Annotated in this window: 18 protein-coding genes and 2 pseudogenes; 14 read left to right on the top strand and 6 right to left on the bottom strand. The window is 70.1% G+C overall.

All coding sequences use genetic code 11. The features are described from left to right. Positions 1-369 (bottom strand): DUF1330 domain-containing protein (locus ABZS40_RS34495; protein ID WP_354948628.1); only part of this gene is annotated, 369 nt, incomplete at its 3' end. 149 nt (positions 370-518) lie between these two features. Here ABZS40_RS34495 and ABZS40_RS34490 point away from each other — a divergent pair. Continuing rightward, positions 519-1,358, top strand: a complete 840-nt coding sequence (locus tag ABZS40_RS34490) for a helix-turn-helix transcriptional regulator (protein WP_354948626.1) — start codon at positions 519-521, stop codon at positions 1,356-1,358. On the opposite strand, the gene ABZS40_RS34485 is transcribed toward ABZS40_RS34490, so the two are convergent. Next, positions 1,331-2,338, bottom strand: coding sequence for a hypothetical protein (locus tag ABZS40_RS34485; protein WP_354948624.1), 1,008 nt, complete (start codon positions 2,336-2,338; stop codon positions 1,331-1,333). The two genes, ABZS40_RS34490 and ABZS40_RS34485, sit on opposite strands and share 28 nt — an antisense overlap. Before the next feature lie 507 nt (positions 2,339-2,845). Between ABZS40_RS34485 and ABZS40_RS34480 the strand changes: the two genes are divergently transcribed. Further along, the gene (locus tag ABZS40_RS34480; protein ID WP_354948622.1) at positions 2,846-5,842 is read left to right on the top strand and encodes a glycoside hydrolase family 95 protein; all 2,997 of its coding nucleotides are present in this window, start codon (positions 2,846-2,848) and stop codon (positions 5,840-5,842) included. A gap of 225 nt (positions 5,843-6,067) precedes the next feature. After that, a complete protein-coding gene (locus ABZS40_RS34475; protein WP_354948621.1) occupies positions 6,068-6,832 on the top strand; it encodes a methyltransferase domain-containing protein in 765 nt (254 codons plus the stop codon). 13 nt (positions 6,833-6,845) lie between these two features. On the opposite strand, the gene ABZS40_RS34470 is transcribed toward ABZS40_RS34475, so the two are convergent. From ABZS40_RS34470 to ABZS40_RS34460, 3 genes are all read right to left on the bottom strand, one after another. Further along, the gene (locus ABZS40_RS34470; protein ID WP_354948619.1) at positions 6,846-7,559 is read right to left on the bottom strand and encodes a hypothetical protein; all 714 of its coding nucleotides are present in this window, start codon (positions 7,557-7,559) and stop codon (positions 6,846-6,848) included. 106 nt (positions 7,560-7,665) lie between these two features. Next, complete coding sequence (locus tag ABZS40_RS34465) at positions 7,666-8,328, bottom strand: response regulator transcription factor (protein ID WP_354948617.1); 663 nt, start codon at positions 8,326-8,328, stop codon at positions 7,666-7,668. 25 nt (positions 8,329-8,353) lie between these two features. After that, positions 8,354-9,484, bottom strand: a complete 1,131-nt coding sequence (locus ABZS40_RS34460) for a sensor histidine kinase (protein ID WP_354948615.1) — start codon at positions 9,482-9,484, stop codon at positions 8,354-8,356. Between the two features lie 144 nt (positions 9,485-9,628). On the opposite strand from ABZS40_RS34460, the gene ABZS40_RS34455 reads away from it, so the two are divergent. From ABZS40_RS34455 to ABZS40_RS34420, 8 genes and pseudogenes are all read left to right on the top strand, one after another. After that, positions 9,629-10,624, top strand: coding sequence for a carboxymuconolactone decarboxylase family protein (locus tag ABZS40_RS34455; RefSeq protein WP_354948613.1), 996 nt, complete (start codon positions 9,629-9,631; stop codon positions 10,622-10,624). Positions 10,625-10,634: 10 nt separating this feature from the next. Further along, positions 10,635-11,087 (top strand): DUF6220 domain-containing protein, encoded by a 453-nt coding sequence (locus ABZS40_RS34450; RefSeq protein WP_354948612.1) that lies wholly within the window; start codon positions 10,635-10,637, stop codon positions 11,085-11,087. Next, the gene (locus ABZS40_RS34445; RefSeq protein ID WP_354948610.1) at positions 11,084-12,823 is read left to right on the top strand and encodes a multicopper oxidase family protein; all 1,740 of its coding nucleotides are present in this window, start codon (positions 11,084-11,086) and stop codon (positions 12,821-12,823) included. The genes ABZS40_RS34450 and ABZS40_RS34445 overlap by 4 nt, the downstream gene beginning before the upstream one ends. 636 nt (positions 12,824-13,459) lie before the next feature. Then, a pseudogene (locus ABZS40_RS34440) lies at positions 13,460-13,720 on the top strand (DsbA family protein); the annotation flags it as partial. A 152-nt stretch (positions 13,721-13,872) separates the two neighbouring features. Further along, positions 13,873-14,010 (top strand): SDR family NAD(P)-dependent oxidoreductase, encoded by a 138-nt coding sequence (locus ABZS40_RS34435; protein WP_354948608.1) that lies wholly within the window; start codon positions 13,873-13,875, stop codon positions 14,008-14,010. A 40-nt stretch (positions 14,011-14,050) separates the two neighbouring features. Next, a pseudogene (locus ABZS40_RS34430) lies at positions 14,051-14,185 on the top strand (methionine adenosyltransferase); the annotation flags it as partial. A 281-nt stretch (positions 14,186-14,466) separates the two neighbouring features. Further along, positions 14,467-14,997: a PH domain-containing protein gene (locus tag ABZS40_RS34425; RefSeq protein ID WP_354948606.1), complete on the top strand. Its 531-nt coding sequence runs from the start codon at positions 14,467-14,469 to the stop codon at positions 14,995-14,997. Beyond that, complete coding sequence (locus ABZS40_RS34420) at positions 14,994-16,655, top strand: PH domain-containing protein (RefSeq protein WP_354948604.1); 1,662 nt, start codon at positions 14,994-14,996, stop codon at positions 16,653-16,655. Before ABZS40_RS34425 ends, ABZS40_RS34420 begins: the two co-directional genes overlap by 4 nt. 140 nt (positions 16,656-16,795) lie before the next feature. Here the strand turns inward: ABZS40_RS34420 and ABZS40_RS34415 are convergent, their stop codons facing one another. Further along, positions 16,796-17,371: a hypothetical protein gene (locus tag ABZS40_RS34415; protein WP_354948603.1), complete on the bottom strand. Its 576-nt coding sequence runs from the start codon at positions 17,369-17,371 to the stop codon at positions 16,796-16,798. On the opposite strand from ABZS40_RS34415, the gene ABZS40_RS34410 reads away from it, so the two are divergent. From ABZS40_RS34410 to ABZS40_RS34400, 3 genes are all read left to right on the top strand, one after another. Next, positions 17,370-17,813 carry an OsmC family protein gene (locus ABZS40_RS34410; protein WP_354948601.1) on the top strand — a complete coding sequence of 148 codons (444 nt, stop codon included), beginning with the start codon at positions 17,370-17,372 and terminating at the stop codon, positions 17,811-17,813. The genes ABZS40_RS34415 and ABZS40_RS34410 overlap by 2 nt on opposite strands. A gap of 58 nt (positions 17,814-17,871) precedes the next feature. Next, the gene (locus tag ABZS40_RS34405) at positions 17,872-18,957 is read left to right on the top strand and encodes a hypothetical protein (protein ID WP_354948599.1); all 1,086 of its coding nucleotides are present in this window, start codon (positions 17,872-17,874) and stop codon (positions 18,955-18,957) included. Between the two features lie 185 nt (positions 18,958-19,142). Next, a partial coding sequence (locus ABZS40_RS34400) for a non-reducing end alpha-L-arabinofuranosidase family hydrolase (RefSeq protein WP_354948597.1) occupies positions 19,143-20,368 on the top strand: 1,226 nt, incomplete at its 3' end.

Below are 20,368 nucleotides of genomic sequence, written 5' to 3'. Positions count from 1 at the left end.
CCGGCTGCCTTGGGTGGGGGGGCTTTTCGTTTGGGTGGCGTCGGGGTGGGCCGCGGCCATCCGCGACGAGTCGTGGCCGGGCTCGACTCCGTCGACGAGAATCACCTCGCCGGTGAGGTGCCTCGTCCGCAAGGGCTTGATCTCCTGATAGTCGCTGGACTGGTACCAGGAGCGGGCCTGGGTCAGGTCGGGAAACTCGATGACGACCACGTCGCCCGGCCAGTCGCCCTCCAGGACGTCGACGGCGCCGCCGTGGACGACGAACCGGCCCGCGAAGGGCGCGAGGGTGGCATCGATTCGCTCCAGGTAGGTCAGCACCTCGGCGTGCACGGGTGCCTTGCGGAGGTGTGCGATTGCGTACGCGGTCATGACTGCCTGTCCTTTGCGTCTGGTCTTCTGCCCGGGTCGTGGCACCGGATCGGTCGTGCCGGACGCACTATCTCCGCTGTCCTGGTGGGCTGTCGATTACCTCGCAGGTAATGGCCCGGGTGCCGGCGCGGAACTAGGGTCGGTGAGTGATGATCTCGACCCGACCCGGGCGACCAGTGGGGGAGCTGCTGCGTGACTGGCGCCGAACTCGCGGCATGAGCCAGCTCGACCTGTCGATCGAGGCGGGAGTGTCGACCCGGCATCTGAGCTTCGTCGAGACCGGGCGATCCCGGCCGAGCCCCGACCTCATCCTGCGGCTGGCCGAACACCTGGAGATGCCGCTGGCCGAGCGCAACACGATGCTGCTGGCCGGCGGCTACGCTCCGGCCTACCCGCGCCACGAGCTGAGCGACCCCGAGCTGGCACCGGTACGTGCCGCCGTACGGCAGATCCTCGACGGTCACCGCCCGTACCCCGCGCTGCTCGTGGACCAGCAATGGCACCTTGTCGACGCCAACCCTGCCGTCGCCCTGTTCACCATGGACGCGCAGCCGCATCTGCTCACCCCACCGATCAACGTGCTGCGCCTCAGCCTGCACCCGGACGGTCTGGCGCCGCGCATCGTCAACCTGCCCGAGTGGCGTGCCCACCTGCTGAAACGGCTGCACCAGCAGGCGGCGTCGACAAACGACCCGATCCTGTACGACCTGCACGAGGAGCTTCGCGGCTATCCCGGTGGCGACGTCGACACGACACCGGTCGGCGATGCCCTCTCCCGTGTTCTCGTCCCGCTGCGATACCGGCACGGTGACCAGGAGCTGTCATTCGTCAGCACCACGACCCTCTTCGGCACGCCCCGGGATGTCACAGTCGCCGGGCTGGCCGTCGAGGCGTTCTTTCCCGCCGACTCGGCGACCACGCAAGTCCTCCGAGCCCGTGCCGATCGTGACCCGGCTGCCCGTCACACTGCGGGAGCAGGCGGCGGCTGACGGAGCGCGTCGTCGATGATGCCGGGCATCCGCCGGGCCACTCCGGCGAGGAGATCCGCGACCTGCACACGCGGATCGTCGCGGGAGTCGACCATCACCAGCCCCGCCAGGGGTGACACCCCGTTCGGCAACGCCCCGGCCCGGTCGACGCCGGTCGACGGTGGGTGGCCGTCGACGGCCAACACCCGCTGGAGGCGGGTCAGTCGGTCGGCGGTCAGGGCGCTCTGCTCGTCGTGGGTCACCAGCACCTGCCGCTGGCCGCCGCTCCAGGACAGGACCGTCTCCGCCAGCGCCGGTAGCAGCGGTTCCAGCGGCGGAGGGACCGTGCGGTCGTCGACGTCGAGCCTGGCCACCACGGCGCGCACGTGGCTCGGGCTGAGCCCGTCGAGGACGGCGTCGGCCACCGTGCCGACGCCGTGTCGCCGCAGCGCGTCCCGGGCCTGGAAGAACCGCTGCACGGTCTGCTCGACCGGAAGCCGCCGCTTCATCCGGACCAGGTCGACGAACGCCGACAGGAAGGCGCCCCAGTCGCCGCCGGCCGAGCGCCCGGCCTCGTGCAGGGCGAGGGCCGCCGAGTGGTGCTCGCGGGCCAGGCGGGTGCCCGCCGCGTACGACGGCTCGGTCAGCAGGAAGTCCACGATCCGGTTGACGAGGAAGAACTCCTTGTCGATGAGGTGGACGTGCGCGCGGCCGGCCAGCGCCGCCAGGAACCACTCCAGTGCCTCTTGTGCACCGGAGCCGCGCAGGAACCGGCCGGACTTGAGCTCGTGCGGTGCGAACCGGAACCCGGACCGCAGGGCGGTGATGAGCGCGACCGCCTCGTCGACGGCCAGGTCGACGCTCGCGTGCGTGATCACCGGGGCGGTCGAGTGCAACAGGTTCGTACCCGAGAATCCGGACTCGTCGCAGGCGATCTCCACGACGGCCCCGACCACCACCGCGCCGCCGGGCGGCAGTCCACCCTGAAGAGGCGACCTCACCCCCGAGCTCCCGCCATGCCGCCCATGGTCACTCGTGCGCCGGCAGAGAACAACCCGATTGCGTACGGGAGCCGCTGCTCAGTGGTCGCGACAGCGGACCTGGTCGCCGATCTCCGCCGGAATGCCGAACGGGGTGCATTCGGGGGTGGTGCGCAGTTGACTCGGCGCCGCCACCCGTACATCTGATGTATGGCCGTCCGGGTTGGCAGTCGTCGACGTGATTCTGGCGGATCGTCGGGCTGTGCCGCGTCGGAGCGCCGCTGCTCACCGGCCTCTGCGTCTTGCTGACCGGGCATGGGGGCACAGCGTTCCCCCATCAATCGACCGTTGCCTATTCTGTGGCTCCGGAGTAACCTTCCCGAAACACATCAGATGTCTGGCGCGCCAAGGCCCGGCGTCGGCCTGCTCAGGCAGGGTCCCGGTTGGCCCCACCAAGCGGATCCCCATGTCGAGTCCCATAGTTGTCACGCTTCGGGGTGGCCGGACTGGTCACCGTTTGGAGGATCGATGTCAGACCTGACCCGACGGCAGGCCCTCAAGGTCGGCGCGGCCGGCGCGGGCGGTGCTCTCCTGCCGGTGCCCTGGACCGCCGTGGCACGAGCGGACTCGGCGGCGCCGCCGCAGGTGTTGGCCGCCGGGGACCTCGCCCTCTGGTACGACGAAGGGGCCGGGACGGACTGGCTGCGGGCGCTGCCGATCGGTAACGGCCGCCTCGGCGCCATGGTCTTCGGCAACGTCGACACCGAGCGACTTCAGCTCAATGAGGACACCGTCTGGGCCGGTGGGCCGCACGACCCCAGCAACCCCAGAGGCGCGGGAGCGCTCGCGGAGATCCGGCGGCTGGTCAACGCGAGCCAGTGGACCCAGGCCCAGGATCTGATCAACCAGACCATGATGGGCAACCCCGGCGGCCAGCTCGCCTACCAGACCGTCGGCAACCTCCGGCTCGCCTTCGGTTCCGCCAGTGGGGCGTCACAGTACGACCGCACGCTCGACCTCACCACCGCCACCGTCACGACGTCGTACGTGCTGAACGGCGTTCGTCACCAGCGGGAGGTGTTCGCCAGCGCGCCCGACCAGGTCATCGCGATACGACTGACCGCCGACCGGACCGGCTCGATCAGCTTCACCGCCACGTTCGACAGCCCGCAGCGCACCACGGTGTCCAGCCCGGACGGCACCACGATCGGCCTCGACGGCGTCTCCGGGAACATGGAGGGTGTCACCGGCGCGGTCCGTTTCCTGGCACTGGCCAACGCGACAGTCAGCGGCGGTAGCGTGTCCAGCTCCGGCGGCACCCTGCGGGTGACCAACGCCAACAGCGTGACCCTGCTGATCTCCATCGGCTCCAGCTACGTCACCTACCGCAACGTCGGCGGCGACTACCAGGGCATTGCCCGCCAGCGCCTCACCGCCGCGCGGGCCAGCAGCTACGACCAGCTGCGCAGCCGGCACGTGGCCGACTACCAGGCGCTGTTCGGCCGGGTCACTCTCGACCTGGGCCGCACGTCCGCGGCCGACCAGACGACGGATGTCCGGATCGCCCAACACAACAGCGTCAACGACCCGCAGTTCTCCACGCTGCTGTTCCAGTACGGCCGCTACCTGCTGATCTCGTCGTCGCGGCCCGGCACGCAGCCGGCCAACCTCCAGGGCATCTGGAACGACTCGCTGGCCCCGGCGTGGGACTCGAAGTACACGATCAACGCCAACCTGCCGATGAACTACTGGCCGGCCAACACCACCAACCTGGCCGAGTGCCACGGCCCGGTCTTCGACATGGTCAGAGATCTCGCCGTGGCCGGAGCGCGGACCGCCCAGGTGCAGTACGGGGCCGGTGGCTGGGTCACCCATCACAACACCGACGCGTGGCGGGCCACAGCGGTGGTGGACGGCGCGTTCTGGGGCATGTGGCAGACCGGCGGCGCCTGGCTGTCCACGTTGATCTGGGACCACTACCTGTTCAACGGCGACATCGAGTTCCTGCGGACGAACTACCCGGCCATGAAGGGCGCGGCGCAGTTCTTCCTCAACACCCTGGTGACCGAGCCGACCCTCGGTTACCTGGTGACCAACCCGTCGAACTCGCCGGAGCTCAGCCACCACTCGAACGCCAGCGTGTGCGCCGGCCCCACAATGGACAATCAGATCCTGCGGGACCTGTTCGACGCGTGCGCCCGGGCCAGCGAGATCCTCGACGTGGACAGCACCTTCCGGGCGCAGGTTCGCGCAACCCGGGACCGGCTCCCACCCATGAAGATCGGCTCGCGCGGCAACGTCATGGAGTGGCTCTACGACTGGGTGGAGACCGAGCCCAACCACCGGCACATCTCGCACCTGTACGGGCTGGCACCCAGCAACCAGATCACCAAGCGCGGCACCCCGCAGCTGTTCGAGGCCGCCCGGCGGACCCTGGCGCTGCGCGGGGACGACGGCACGGGCTGGTCACTGGCCTGGAAAATCAACTTCTGGGCTCGGATGGAGGAGGGCAAGCGGGCCCACGACCTGATCCGCTACCTCGCCACCACCGCGCGACTCGCGCCCAACATGTTCGACCTGCACCCGCCGTTCCAGATCGACGGCAACTTCGGCGCCACCGCCGGCATCGCCGAGATGCTGTTGCAGAGCCACACCGGCGAGCTGCACGTCCTGCCCGCCCTGCCGCCGGCCTGGCCGGGCGGGCGCGTGACCGGCCTGCGCGGTCGGGGCGGGCACACGGTCGGCATCACCTGGGCGAGCGGTGCGGCCACCGAGATCCTCATCCGACCGGACCGGGCCGGCACCGTCCGCCTGCGTTCCCGGATCCTGACCGGCACCGTCACTGTGGTCGACACCGCCGACGGTACGGCGGCCCGGACCACCCGGATCGAGTCCGACCTGATCGACGTCACAGTGCAGGCCGGACGCACCTACCGGGTCACCAGTTCCGGCGCCACCACACCGACGCTGGAGCAGAGCTTCAGCAACGTCGGCATCACCAGCGACAGCAACACCAACGTCGGCAACTTCGACGGCGGCGGGGCCTCGCTCTCCGCGCAGGCCCTGGCGCAGGCCGGTGCGAGTCCGGGCGGCCCGGTGAGCCGCAACGGGGTCACCTTCCGCTGGCCCAACGTCAGCTCCGGGGCCGCCGACAACGCCATCGCCTCGGGCCAGACGATCGGTGTGACCGGCACCGGCAGCACGCTCGGCTTCCTGCTGACCGGCACCTACGGCGCGGTGTCGGGGACCGGCACCGTGGTGTACGCCGACGGCACCCGCCAGACGTTCACGTTGAGCACGCCCGACTGGTACGGCGGGCCGCACTCCGGGGGCACCGCGGCCATCGTGTCCGCGTACCAGAACCGGCCCAACAACGTCCGCCAGGCCACCGCCGCCTGCGTCTACTACGTGGGTGTCGCGTTGCAGAGCAAGGCGGTGGCCTCGGTCGTGTTGCCCAACATCAGCGCCCGGCCCGCCACGAACGTGCCGACCATGCACATCTTCGCCATCGCGATCGGGGGCTGACGGCAACGAATCCTGCTCGGGGGAGCGTGACCGGGCCTGTTCCAGTTGGGACGGGCCCGGTCACGTCGGTCGCCTACATCGACGTGCCGTGCCAGCCAACGCGCATGCTCGAGTTCAGCGGTGTAGGCGATCAGCGCAGCCGTAAGCCCCAGAGTCAGGATCTACTCGTCAGCGGATGCGCTCGCATGGGGCATCACCGACGCGAGTGGTGACAGGATTGGCGGCATGCCTGCTCGCGCACTGAGCTTCGGGATGGTGGCGGAACAGTACGAACGGTACCGACCGGGGTACCCCGCCGAGCTTGTCGACCTGGTGCTGACGTACGCGGGCCAGCCCATTCGAACTGCCCTGGAGATCGGCGCCGGAACCGGCAAGGCGACCCGGCTGTTCGCCGGAGCGGGCGTCACTGTCACAGCGACCGAGCCGGACGGGGCCATGCTCGCCGAGCTGCGTAAGCACGTGCCAGCAGGCGTCGAGACCGTGCGGGCCGCGTTCGAGGACCTGCGGCCGGGCGCCAGGTACCACCTGGCCTACGCGGCGGCGGCTCTGCACTGGACACAACCGGAGGGGCGATGGTCACGGGTGGCCACGCTGCTGGAACCCGGCGGCGTGTTCGCCTCGTTCGGTGGGCCGACCCAGCTGGTTGACCCGGCGCTGGCCGACGTTGTCCGCGCCGCCCGGGCACCCTTCCTGGAGAGCGACGAGATTCCCTCTCCCGGCACGCCCCCGGGGCAGGCCATGCAGTGGCCCGGCACGGAACTCCAACGGTCCGTCTGGTTCACCGATGTGCAGCAGACCGTCATCGAGCGTCGGCTGACGATGAGTGCGCGCGACTACATCGGGCATCTGTCGACGATCTCGGCGTATCTCGAGCTGCCGACCTCGAAACAGGAGAAATTCTTCAGTCGGATCGAGCGGATCCTGCCCGAGCGGGTCGAGCTTTCCGCCGACGTCATCGTGCATCTCGCGCGTCGACGCCCCGAGCAGTAGTGCCCGAGGGCGCTCAGACCAGGAACGCCTCCCGCATCCGCGCGCCCAGGTTGATCCCGCCAACCGCCCGTGGGCCGGCCGGATCGTGCACAGCGACGGTGTTGTTGCGCCGCATCAGCTCCCGGACCGCGGGCGGCAGTCGCGGTGGATCGTCCATGGCCGCGAGGACCTGCCCGGCACTGACGATCAGTCGATCAGCCAGGGTGGCGGCGTCGGCGTCCACCCGCACCCGGCCGTACTCCCAGCCGGAGGTGGTCAGGTCGAGCACCTCGAACACACGGGTCACCAGCGGGTTCGGGTCGGTCACCCGGTCGAGCCGGGGCGCCCGGTTGCCGACCACAGTGACGGCGGCGGCCACCTGCGCGTACGGGTGGAAGCCGCACGGCAACGCGAACAGCGGCCAGCGCAGGGCCGGGCCCGCCTCCTTCCACAGCGGCCGGTAGTTACGGCGGTGCACCAGCAGTCGCCGGCCCGTCCGTCGGTGGATCTCCTGGGCCTGCGCCTGAAGGTCCACGTGGGCCTCATCGGCGACCTGACTCACGATCCGGGTCGCCACCACCAGGCCGTCGTCACTGTCGAGCGAACCGGTGAGCGCCTCGACCTGCTCGTTGAACCGGATCCGCGCGTGGGGACCGTACCGGGACTGGACGTCGTGCAGCAGCGCCTGCTGGCGTCCCGGGTCGAGCTGGACTCGCCTACCGCCCAGCAATCGACGGAGCCAACGCATGTCGCCTCGATTCAGCAGAGCCGTCGCGGACGGCGGCAATGCTAGTGCGTCGACCCGCCCTCATGTTCCCAAGGGGGGTGATCGACTCCGCTCTCGCGGACCGCGATCACCGCCGACGCGGCGTGATCAGCCCCGACTCGTACGCCCACACGACCAACTGGGCCCGGTCGCGGCAGTGCAGCTTCGTCATCGCCCGGTTGACGTGTGTCTTGGCGGTCAGCGGACTGATCACCATGCGCGCGGCGATCTCGTCGTTGGTCAGCCCGCGGGCAACCAACTCGACGATCTCCTGCTCCCGGGCGGTCAGCACGTCGCGTCCTGCCGTCGGCACGGCCGGCGGTGGGCCCGCCACGAACTCACTGATCAGTGTGCGGGTGACGGTCGGCGCGAGCAGCGCGTCACCGCGCGCGACGACGGTGACGGCGTGCAGCAGGTCGGCGGGGTCGGCGTCCTTGAGGAGAAAGCCGCTGGCGCCCGCCCGGAGGGCGGCGAACACGTAGGAGTCGAGGCCGTAGTTGGTCAGGATGAGAACGCGGATCGCGGCGAGGTCGGGATCAGCGGCGATACGCCGGGTGGCCTCGATGCCGTCGAGGCCCGGCATCTGCACGTCCATCAGGACGACGTCCGGGCGCAGACACCGCGACAGGTGCACGGCCGAGGTTCCGTCGGTCGCCTCGCCGATGACCTCCAGGTGGTCCTCGGCGTCGAGCAGTGCCCGGAAGCCGGCTCGCATCAGGGCCTGGTCGTCGGCGAGCAGCACCCGGATCATCGCGGCTCCTCCGGGCAGCCGACGGTCATCGCGGGCCGTCCAGCGGGAAGGTGGCCCGTACGGTGAACCCGTGGTCGTCGTGCGCGGCGGTCCGCAGCGTGCCGCCTAGCGCGCTGACTCGCTCCCGCATGCCGCGCAGGCCCACGCCCGGGGTCAGCGGCTCGGCCGGCGACGCCTGACCGTCGTCGGTGACCGCGACGGTCAGCTCCGCCGGGGCGTACTCCACCTCGATGTGGGCGGTCGCGGGGCCGGCGTGGCGGGCGACGTTGGTTAGCGCCTCCTGGATGACCCGGAACCCGGCCTGGTCGACCTCGTCGGGCAGGTCCCAGCGCTGGCCGGTGACTGTCACCTGCACCGGTACGCCGACCGCCCGGGTGCGCTCGGCCAGCTCGTCCACCCGGGCCAACCCGACCCGATCGCCGTCGGTGGGTGCGCGGAGGACGTCGAGGGTCGTGCGGAGTTCCCGCATCGCGGCGCCGCTGGCCTCCTGGATCGCCAGCAGAGTGGCCGACGGCTCCTCGCCGTGTTTGCGGGCCAGGTGCACGGCGATCCCCGCCTGCACCTTGATCACCGAGATGCTGTGGGTCAGGGAGTCGTGCAGGTCGCGGGCGATGCGCAGGCGCTCCTCCCCGGCGCGCCGCAACGCCATCTCCTCGCGGGTGCGTTCGGCCTCGATCGCCCGCTGCTCGACCTGCTCCAGGTACGCCCGGCGCTGCCGCGCGACGAGCCCGGCGACGTTGGCCGCCACGAACCAGCCGAGCAGCAGGGCCGTCCGCTCGGCGACCAGCTGGCCTGGTCGGCCGGCCGGCGCCATCGAGATGTCGCGGGCCAGGAAGCTACCGAGGAAGGCGAGGCTCGCCACGGCGGCGGCCGACCGGTGTCCCTGCCAGGCGCTGACGTAGACAGCGCAGAGCACGGGGAACGCGGCGGACACCCCGGGGTGCACCCGGACGTGAACGGCCAGCATGGCGACGGTGGCAACGCCCAGCGCCACCACCGGGTAGCGCCGGCACGCCGCCAGGGCCACGACAGTGGCCAGGACCAGAGCGACGTCGAGCACCTCGACCGTCGCGGCGTCCGGGGTGAGCACGGCGTTGCCGAGCAGGAGGACGCCGAGGGCGAGACCGCCGAGGGCGTACGGGAGGTCGCGGCGCATGGTCGCACTGTAGAACGGCCGCCGTCGGTGGAGCATCCCGCGCGCGTGGTACCTGCGGCGTACCACGGACGCGGTATGAGCGGCGGGACAAGTGTCTGCGGCGGCACGACGTTTTCCCGGCCCGCCGGAACAAGCATCGAGCCCATGACATACCGCTTCTTCACCCCCGCGCCGACGAGGGCGGCCACCGGCCGAACCGCGGCCGTCTACCAACAGATGCGCGACGACTTCCTCGGGCCGTTGCCGACCTTCCAGGCGCTCTCGGCAGTGCCGGAGGTGCTGGCCGCAACCTGGGCGCTGATGCGGGAGGCGTTGCTCGCCGGGGACGCGCCCCGGGTCGACCGCGAACTCGTCGCGGCCGCGGTGTCCCGGGCCAACCGCTGTCAGTTCTGCGTCGACGCCCACGTGCTGCTGCTGCACGCGCTGGGCGCACCGAAGCTGGCCGAGGCCGTCGCCCGGGGCGAGACGCCCGCCGAGCCGAGGCACGCCCAGCTCGTCCGCTGGGCGCAGGCGAGCCGCAGCCCCAGAGCCACCGACTGGACCAGTCCGCACGGCCCGGAGATCACCGGCACCCTGCTCGCCTTCCACTTCGTCAACCGGGTCGTCTCCGCGTTGCTCGACCCCGATCTGCTCCCCGCCGGCCTGCAACGCTCCCCACTGGTGCGCTCGGTCGGAGGCCGGCTCTACGCCAAGGCGGCCCGGGAGCCGAAGGAGCCCGGCCGAAGCCTCCCGCTCCTCGACGCCGACGCGACGGCATCACCTCCCGCCTGGGCGGGGGACAGCCCGGTGGGCGTCGCCTACGCGTCGTTGCGAAACGCCGCCACCCGGGGTGGGGAAGACCTGCTGGGCGACGTGGCGCGCCAGACCGTCACGGCCACCGTGCGCTGGGAGGACGGGCGGTTCCCGGCCCGGCCCGCGGACTGGGCCGTCGACCTGGTCCGGGACGTGCCGGGCGCGGACCGCATCGGAACGCGGATCGCGTTGCTGGCGGCGTTCGCGCCCAGCGCGATCAGCCCGGGCGACGTCGCTCTCTGGCGGCTGTCCCACCCCGCGGACGCCGACCTCGTGCGGTTGGTCGCGTACGGGGCGATCACGGCCACCGATCACGTCGCCCAGGCCCTCGCCTCGGCGCACCTCTAGGAGGTAACCCATGCGCAAGGCTCTCGTCATCGTCAGCGCCCTGCTGCTCGTCGCGTTCGCCGTGCAGTTCGTTCTCGCCGCCGTGGGCGGCTTCACCAGACCCGCCGGCGAGGACGCGTACGCGCTGCACAGCGTCAACGGCATGGCGGTCATCCCGATTCTCACAGTGCTCACCGCCCTGTTCGCCGCGCTGGCGAAGGCGCCGGGAAAGCTCATCGGACTGGCGATCCTGCCGATCGGCCTCGTCCTCCTCCAGCCGCTGATCGCCATGCTGGCCGAGGCGTCCACTGACGCGTCGGGTGTCAGCACCCCGCTCGGCCTGACCATCGGTGGGTTGCACGCGCTCAACGGAATCATCGCGGTGCACGTCGTGGTCGGCGTCCATCGGGCGGCGCGGAGGCTGGCCGTCCCGGTTCCCGCCGGCGCGGCTCGGCTGGTCACCCGGGAAGGAGAGCCGGCATGACCACCGGGTCGCTGCTCGTGGCCGACCTCGTGATCGCGGTCCTCGCGACCGCCGCCTGGCTGGGGGGTGGCGCCGCGTCCGCCGCCCGCCGCCGCCCGCTCGCGCTGGGACTGGCGGCCGTCGCGCTGCTCGCCACGCTCGCCCGCGCGATCACGATCACCGCCCTCGCCCGCGCCGGCTGGTGGTTCGCCGCGGAGAAGATCTTGATCGCGGGCCCGCTGTCGCTCGCGGCGGTGGGCGTCGCCGGTCCGCGGTTGCTGTGGGCCCCGGGCGACATCCGGGCCGTCGCGCTCCCGCTGCTCTTCGCCGGGTACGCCACGAGCAGCGCCCTGCTCGTGACCATCCTGCACGGCTATCCGGCGTCGGCCGGGGCGGGGCTGCTCGCGGTCGCCGGGGTCGTGGCGGCGACGGTGATCTCGGGGCGTGCGCTCGGTGCGCGCCCGTCCCGGACGGTGTCCCGGGTGGCCCTCGTGGTGGCGGTCGCGGCGCTGCTGACCGGAACCGGGCTGACCGTCGCCCCGGGTGCCGCGCCCGCCATACCGCATGGTCATGGTCCTCCGGCGGCCCGAATCGCCGATGAACCCACCCGGCGATTCACCCTGACCGCCGGGACCGCCACTGTGGACGCGGGCGGCCGGATTGTCGCGGCCTGGGCGTTCAACGAGCAGGTCCCCGGACCGGAGTTGACCGCCACCGTCGGCGACGTCCTGGAGGTGACGCTGCGCAACCGGGACATCGAGCGCGGCCTCACACTGCACTGGCACGGGTACGACGTGCCGAACGACCAGGACGGGGTACCCGGGGTGACGCAGGCGGCGGTGCGGCCCGGGCAGGAGTTCGTCTACCGGTTCCGCGCCGATCAGGTCGGAACGTACTGGTACCACACGCACTCGGCCTCCGATGTCGGCGTGCGGATGGGTCTGTACGGGGTGCTGGTGGTGCGACCGGGGCCGGTGACCGGCCTCGACGTCACAGTGCCGGTGCACACCCTGGCGGGCCGTCCGTTCCCCGCGCCGAGGGTGGAGCAGGCCGAGGCCGGCGTGCCAGTGCGGTTGCGGCTGATCAACACCGACAGTACGACGCACCGGTACGTCCTGGCCGGGACCGCGTTCCGGGTGGCCGCTGTCGACGGCGTCGACCTGCGGGGCCCGACGCCGCTGGTGGACACCGCCGTGCTGATCCCGGCCGGGGGCCGCTACGACCTGGTCTTCGACGCGCCGGCGACCCCGGTGGCGCTGTTCGTCGATGGACGGGCGGTCTACTCGACCGGACCGGTGTCGACGGTGACCGGCGCCTGGCCGGTGCTCGATCCGCTCGGCTACGGCGCGACCGCTCCGGTGCCCTGGTCCCGGTTCGACAGGACGTTCACCCTCGTCCTCGATCGCGGCCTTGACCTGCGCAGACTGCTACCCCGGTACGCCCACACCGTCAACGGCGCGGCCGACCCGGACATCCCACCGCAGGTCGTACGCCTGGGCGACGTCGTGCGGTTCACGATCGTCAACCGGTCGCAGGTCGTGCACCCGTGGCACCTGCACGGCCACCACGTCCTGGTGCTGGCCCGCGACGGAGAGCCGGCGGCCGGAAGTCCGTTGTGGCTCGACTCGTTCGACGTCCGTCCGGGGGAGGTGTGGGAGGTGGCGTTCCGGGCCGACAACCCGGGCGTGTGGGCCAACCACTGCCACAACCTGGCGCACGCCGATGCTGGGATGACGCTGCATCTGATGTACTCATGATCCTCCAGGTCGACCGACCGCTCTCTCCGGTGTGCCAGGGTGGTTCATGCCCTTGAGCGCGTACCACCTCAGGCCGGCGTCCCGGTCACCGTCAGGTGTCGCATGCGGCCGATGTTGTCGAACGGGCCGAAGCCGACCCGCCCGGCGCCGAACGTGGTGTCCTTCGCGCTCATCACGGGTCCTTGTTTCCGTCGACATACACCGCGATCTCCGCGGTGGCGGGCAGGTGCACGACCCGCACCTTGTGCCAGTCGGCGTCAACGATCGCCGGGTTGGCACCGCGGGACCACGCGTTCCACTGATAGTCGATGCGCTGGCGGTCGGCGTTGTTGACCTTGGCTATGCCGTTGTCGAGCCGTACCCGCGCCTCGGCCTCGACCGACGACCACTGCGGCCCGGCTGTGAGAACGGCGTACTCAAACGGTCGGCTGGTCGGCCTCCTTCAGGTAGCGGGTGCTGAAGAAGATCGTGGTGTGTACACCTCGTGCAGCCGCCGGATGTGCTCCCAGATGTTGGCCCGGCTCTGCGGGTCGAAGCCGGTCGAGGGCTCGCTGGGGGCAGCAGCTGCGGCCGGTGGATCAGCGCCAGCGCGATGTCCAGGCGCCGTCCGACGGCGCCCCACGTACCGACAGTGCCATGACCAGCACCTGGACCGCAGACCTGTGGTTCGATCCCTCGTGCCCGTACGCCTGGCGCACCGCTCGCTGGTTACAGGAGGTGGCCCGGGTGCGGCCGGTGCGCCTCGGCTGGCACCTGATGAGTCTGTCGGTGCTCAACGAGGGCCGCGACGACGACCCCGAGGACGACCCGGAAGGATATCTGTGGGTGCCGGCGCGGATCTGTGCCGCGGTCCGGCGCCACCATGGTGAGCAGGCCCTGCGGCGGTTCTACGAGGCACTGTGGGCCGGGCACGACCGCAGCGACAGCGAGTGGATCGACGACCTGGAGACCGTACTGCGCTCCGCCGGGCTGCGCCGCGGCCGGTGGAACTGCCGCCGGCATGACACCGACCTCGACCTGTTTCGAGGACGATTTCCTAGCGTGACGCCATGACTACGAAGTCCTCGCCGCGTGGCGCGGTGATCACCGGTGGTGGCTCCGGCATCGGCCGCCAGACGGCGCACTCCTTCGCCGACCAGGGCTGGAACGTCCTGATTGTCGGGCGCACCGAGAGCGGCCCTGCTTGAGACGGCCAACGACCGGTCCGGCATCGAGGCCATCGCGGGTCGCGACCTTGACCTGCTGCGTCCGAGCTACCAGCGGACCGCCGCCTACGGCCACTTCGGCCGTGAGCTGCCGGACCTGCTTTGGGAGAACACCGACCGGGCCCAGGATCTCAAGTCCGCCGCGGCAGGACTATGAACGGGATAGCCGATGGTTGATGGTGCGGACCGCAAATAGATACCAAAGTCAGGTTTGGCGCGAAAGGCAATGCGATAGTCTTTCTCGATATCTCAACCGGCAGTTCGTGTCGCAGATCAGCTTCTTGAACGGCTACACGATCGAGGCCTATGCGGCCATCATCATCGCCGGATCACCATTGCCAGGGTGGCCGAGGGGCGGAAGGTCGCGGCGTGACCAGTCATTCTCCAGAAGACCGTGTCCCGCCAGCGGGACAGTTGCTGGCGGGACACGATAACGAGATGGCCGAAGTGACTCCTCCCCGATCGACTGCGACAGTGGTCGACCAGCTACGGATCCGGCCGCCACGCCACCGTCTGGACCGCCGATTCATCCTCTGGCGCACCTTGCAGGCGCTGTTCTGGGGCATCGGTGTGCTCGGCGTCCTGGGCACCATCTACTGGTGGGCCGAGGTCACCCGGCCCTGGCTCGGCCCGCTACTGATCATCGGTGGTGTCATCTACGCGGTGAACATCGCGATCATGCCGACCTGGCGGTACCACGTACACCGTTGGGAGGCAGGCGACGACGCGGTGTACGCCCTCGAAGGCTGGCTCACCAAGAAGTGGCAGATCGTGCCGATCTCGCGGATTCAGAGCATCGACACCGAGATCGGTCTTATCCAGCAGGCCCTCGGCCTGGCCACCATCAAGGTCACCACCGCGTCCACCGAAGGTAAGATCACGATCGAGGGCATCGACGTCGAGGTCGCCGAGAAGACCGTCGAGCACCTCAAGGACGTGACCGCCGCGACCCGGGGCGATGCCACGTGAGCGCCCTCGCCGACACGGACCAGACCATTGAGCAACCGGCCGACGGGATCGGCGGCACCGCGCCGGACGCCGAGGCCGCCGTCGAGTGGCGCCGGCTCAGCATCCGGGTTGTCTACGTGGACCTGCTGCGGGTACTGATCGCCCTGGTGCCCGGTTATCTGGGTACGGTCGTCTTCAATGACGACGGACCGGTCTGGCCGCTGGTGGTGGGATCGGCACTGGGCGTCCTCAGCGCACTGCTCGACTTCCGGCGGTGGGTGACCACGCGGTACCGGATCACGCCGACCCAAGTGGAGCTGAACAGCGGCTGGGTCGCGCGCAAGCGCCGGGTGGTCCCCCGTGACCGGATCCGCAGCGTGGACGTAACCGCCAAGGCCCGGCACCGGCTGTTCCGACTCCGCGTGGTGCACGTCGGCTCCGGCGAGTCGGACTCGTCGTTCAACCTCGACGCGGTGGACAGCAGGGACGCCGAGCTCCTGCAGGACGAGCTGATGACGAGTGCCCGCCGACGGCCGGGGACGACGGCCAAGCCGGCTCACGCGGCCGGCCCGGACGAGCTGGTCAGCCCGGACGAACTGGAGCAGACGCGCGACGAGACTCCGGAGCCGGAAGTCGTCATCGCCCGACTGCGGTGGCAATGGCTACCGTTGAACGTGGTCAACATCTGGGCCGCCGCCGTAGTGGCTGGCCCGATCTTCGGCCTGTACTGGTTCCTGCGTCCGTTCGGCATCGATCTGCTCGACTTCGCCGCCGGACTGCTCGAATGGCAGGCACTGGGCCCGGTGCGCAGCGTTCTGCTCTGCGTCGCGGTCGCCTTCCCGTTCGGCGTGCTCGGCTTGGCCGGCGCTTTCCTGCTGGAGAACTGGAATTTCGTTCTGCTGCGGGTCGGCACCCCGCCCGCCTCGGCACTGGTCACCCGCCGTGGCCTGCTCAACACCCAAACAGTGCAACGCGACGACCAGCGGCTGCGCGGCCTGTCCTTCAAGGAACCCCTGATCTGGCGGTGGCTGCGCCTGGCCGAGACCAAGGTGCTCACCACCGGCCTGCGGAAGAGCGGCGAGCAGTCCACCGGGATCCTGCCCCGGATCAAGCTGTCCGAAGCCCGCGAACTGGCCGCCGCGGTGCTGCTGGACGACCATCGGCCGATGGAGGCGACGCTCCTGCGGCATCCGCGGGGGGCGCTGCTGCGCCGGCTCTACCTGGCCGCGTACGGCCCGGCACTGATGGCCGGCATCCTGGTGCTGTTCGTCCTCAGCGGCGCCCTGCCCGCCTGGGTGTGGCCGCTGCCGTTCACTCTGCTGCCGCTGACCCTGGCGCTGGCCGTGGCCGCCTACCTGGCCCTTGGACACGCGCTGACCGGGCCCTACCTGGTGGTGCGCAGAGGGGCCGTCAACCGGAACACGGTGGCCCTGCAAACGCGCGCGGTAATCGGCTGGACTTTTCAGCAATCACTCTTGCAGCAGTGGGGCAATCGCATGACGGTCGGGATCGCCACCGCTGCGGGAGATCGCTATTATCCGGTTCCCGACGCGGGTGTCGATCAGGCACTCGCATTCGTGCGAGGGGCCACCCCGGAATTAGCGGTCCACCTTCTTGAGGTAGCGACGGTTCGCAAAGAACCAGACGGAGAGAGTGGCGCCGCCGCCCAGCACAATTGATCGCCATCCAGTCATGGAGGCACTGGCGGATCCGGTGCGCGTGCGGTGGTGTCCCAGTTGGCCGGCAAGGGCGAGGACATGAGCTGTCAGGCGAACAGTGCCCTACGCCTCATACTGGAAGGGTCCTGGCTGGCCCTCGTTCAGTGTCCGTGTGCGTCGTGCGCCTTCCAGTCCTCCGCCGGAGTGAGCGGACCTGGTCCGGGCCGCTCCACCACCGTCGTCAGCTCGATCCGCTGGCCTTGGGCCGCCGACTGAAGCAGGGCGGTCATCGCTTCGAGTAGGTGCAGCGCGACGTCGCCGCCAGCGCGCAACGGACGCTGACCGTCGGCCCCGACAAGGTCGATCAGGCCGATGCCTCGGGAACCCCCGACGTAACCGGCCTGCGGTTCGAGAAGGCGCCATGCGGTGCCGACGAGCGTGAAGAGGCGGACCTCACCATCGAAGTCGTTTGGATCGGGTACGGCGAGCGTGCCGGTCTCCCCACGTTCTTGCCCGCGTCGATCGCGCTTGAGCGAGATGTCGGCGTGCGCCGCAGGGATCGTGAGGTTGAGCACCGTCTGCACGTCTGGGCGGGCGAGTAGGCGCTCGACGCCTCGGCGCCGGGAGTCACCGCGCGGGCCGGCGGTGGACGCGTCGCCTGGTTTCAGGACCCCGATGGGAACACCTTCGCCATCGAGGCCGACGTCTGATCGGCGATGCCGGTAGTTTTCTGTCATGACTGAGGACACCTTTCGTTCGGTGGCGATCGAGCGCACCAGCCTGGGCAACTACGTCGTGCGAAACTCCCGTGGCGGGTCGGTGTCGTTGGGCACGGGCGAGGACGGCAGTTTCACGCCGGTGGAGTTGCTGCTGGCCGCCATCGGCGGCTGCACCGCTGTGGACGTGGACCACATCACCAGCCGTCGTGCCGAGCCGACCGAGTTCGCCGTCGCCGTCACCGGTGACAAGATCCGGGACGAGGCCGGGGGAAACCGGATGCGGAACCTGCGGGTCGAGTTCAGCGTGACGTTCCCGGAGGGCGCGGAGGGCGACGCGGCCCGTGCGGCGCTGCCCCGCTCGTTGCAGCAGTCGCACGATCGGTTGTGCACTGTCTCCCGTACTGTCGAGCTCGGCACCCCCGTCGCGATCGCCGAGGGCCCTCAGCCCACCGGAGACTGATCGTGCGCTGAGCACAGCTACTCAGGTTCGTGCGGATCGTTCGTGTGAGGGTGACGGCATGCGTCGACTACTCGTGCCACTGCTGATCGTCCTCACCATGGTGGTGGCGTGCGCCGACCCGAACGCCCAGCCGGGTCGCTCGGACCCGACGGTCGCGCAGCCGGCCCCCACCGAGCTGCTCGCCGACGGCAGCGTGCCCTGGGCCGACCTGAAGATCACCGGTGAGGACCTCAACGGCAGCCCTACGGCGCCGAGAGAGCCGGCAGCCGGCAGCGAGCCGTGCCGGGCGGAGCAGCTGACCGGCCTGCTCACCACGTGGACGCGGCCCGGCACCGGCGGTGAGACGCCCCGGGGCTTCGACGCCGCCATCGGCAAGCTCATCGGCGAAGTGGACGTGCGGAACTCGTCGACTGCCGAGTGCACCCTGCAGGGCGAGGTGCCCACGACCATGCTCGCCGGCGGCCGTGAGATCCCGATGCTCTACACCCACGGCATCAACGAGGAGGGCCGCACACGGGTGGTCGCCGTGCCGGCCGGCGGCCACGCCAGCCTGCGCCTGGACTGGTCCGGGCCGTTCTGCCAGCCGGTGAAGGGGGCGTTGGCGCTCGCGATCGAGCTGCCGCACGACGGCGGCACGGTGCGCGCACCGGTCACCGCCGACGAGCGTCCGGGCTGTCCGCAGGGGGAGGGGGTCCACCCCCGCGCGCGGGGCACGCTGTCCGCGAGCGGGTTCACCGAGCCGGTCACGGTGTCGAAGCCCCCGTCCTCACCGCTCGACCAGCTCACCGTCGCTGTCCAGGGGCCGCCGACCGCCGTCGCCGGGTCGCGGATCACCTTCCGGGTGACGCTGGGCAACCCGACCGACGGCCCCCTCGCGCTCGAGCCCTGCCCGGGCTACCTGATGGAACTGTTCTCTCTCGGCGACGCGACGAACGACGCGGTGAACTCGGCCCAGCTGTACCGGCTGAACTGCCGCGCGCTCCCGCAGATCCCCGCCGGCGGCAGCGCCGTGTTCGAAATGGTCGCCGAGGTGCCGGCCTCGATGCGGGCCGGACGCGAGCTGACCGTGACGTGGAAGTTCTACCTGCCGCACTACGTGCAGCGGGGCAACCAGTTCGGTGTCCTCACCCTCACCGTCGTGTGAGGAGGGTCGCTGCCGGGCCGGTCGCGCCGGAAAGTCGACGTAGGCGAAAACTAGGGATAGATGTTGTTGAGTGCATGGGAGCGCTCCCGTACCATACCTGACGCGGCCTGTTAACGCTCACAATCAGTCACCGAGCAGCGACCACCACCAATGCCCAGGCCGCCGTCCCGCGAGGAGGGTGCTATATGACCAGATCCAGAGCCACCAATGTCGGTCTGGTTGCGGTCGGCGTCGGTCTACTGGTGTCGTCGACACTTGTCGCGGCGCTGCCGGCTGGCGCCGCAGCTGAGGGTTGTTCGGTGAACTACGCCGTCTCGTCGCAGTGGCAGGGCGGCTTCGGCGCCAACGTGGCGATCACGAACCTGGGTGATCCGCTGAGCAGTTGGACGCTGACCTGGTCGTACGGCGCCGGGCAGACGGTGACGCAGGCCTGGAACACGTCGCTGACGCAGAGCGGTTCGGCGGTGACGGCGAAGAACGTGAGCTACAACGGAGCGGTCGCGACCAACGGCACTGTGTCGTTCGGGTTCAACGGGTCCTGGACGGGCAGCAACCCCGACCCGACGAGCTTCGCCCTGAACGGTGTCACCTGCACCGGTGGCACGACGACACCGCCGCCGACTGACCCGCCGCCGACTGACCCGCCGCCGACCGATCCGCCGCCGACTGACCCGCCGCCGACGTGCAACCTTCCCTCGACGTACCGGTGGTCCTCCACCGGAGTGTTGGCGAACCCGAGGTCGGGCTGGGTGTCACTCAAGGACTTCACCGTCGCCCCCTACAACGGCCAGCAGCTGGTCTACGCCACCACCCACGACAACGGCACCCGGTGGGGCTCGATGAACTTCGGCCTCTTCACCAACTACTCGCAGATGGCCTCGGCCAGCCAGAACGCGATGAACAACGCGACCGTCGCCCCGTCGCTGTTCTACTTCGCGCCGAAGAACATCTGGGTGCTCACCTACCAGTGGGGTGGGCCCGCGTTCTCCTACCGGACCTCGACCAATCCGACCAACCCGAACGGATGGTCGTCGCCGCAGACGCTGTTCAGCGGAAGCATCACCGGTTCCGGTACCGGTCCGATCGATCAGGCGGTCATCGGCGACGGTACGAACATGTACCTGTTCTTCGCCGGCGACAACGGCAAGATCTACCGGGCCAGCATGCCGATCGGGAACTTCCCCGGCAGCTTCGGCTCCAACTACACGACCATCATGAGCGACACCACGAACAACCTGTTCGAGGCCGTTCAGGTCTACAAGCTCCAGGGTCTGAACAAGTACCTCATGATCGTCGAGGCGATCGGTTCGCAGGGCCGCTACTTCCGCTCGTTCACGGCCACCAGCCTGGGCGGCTCGTGGACGCCGCAGGCCGCCAGCGAGAGCAACCCGTTCGCCGGCAAGGCCAACAG

This window comes from Micromonospora sp. NPDC005324, assembly GCF_040607155.1.
In the GTDB taxonomy this organism is placed as follows: Bacteria; Actinomycetota; Actinomycetes; order Mycobacteriales; family Micromonosporaceae; genus Micromonospora; species Micromonospora trifolii.
This window is presented reverse-complemented; position numbering and strand designations above follow the sequence as displayed.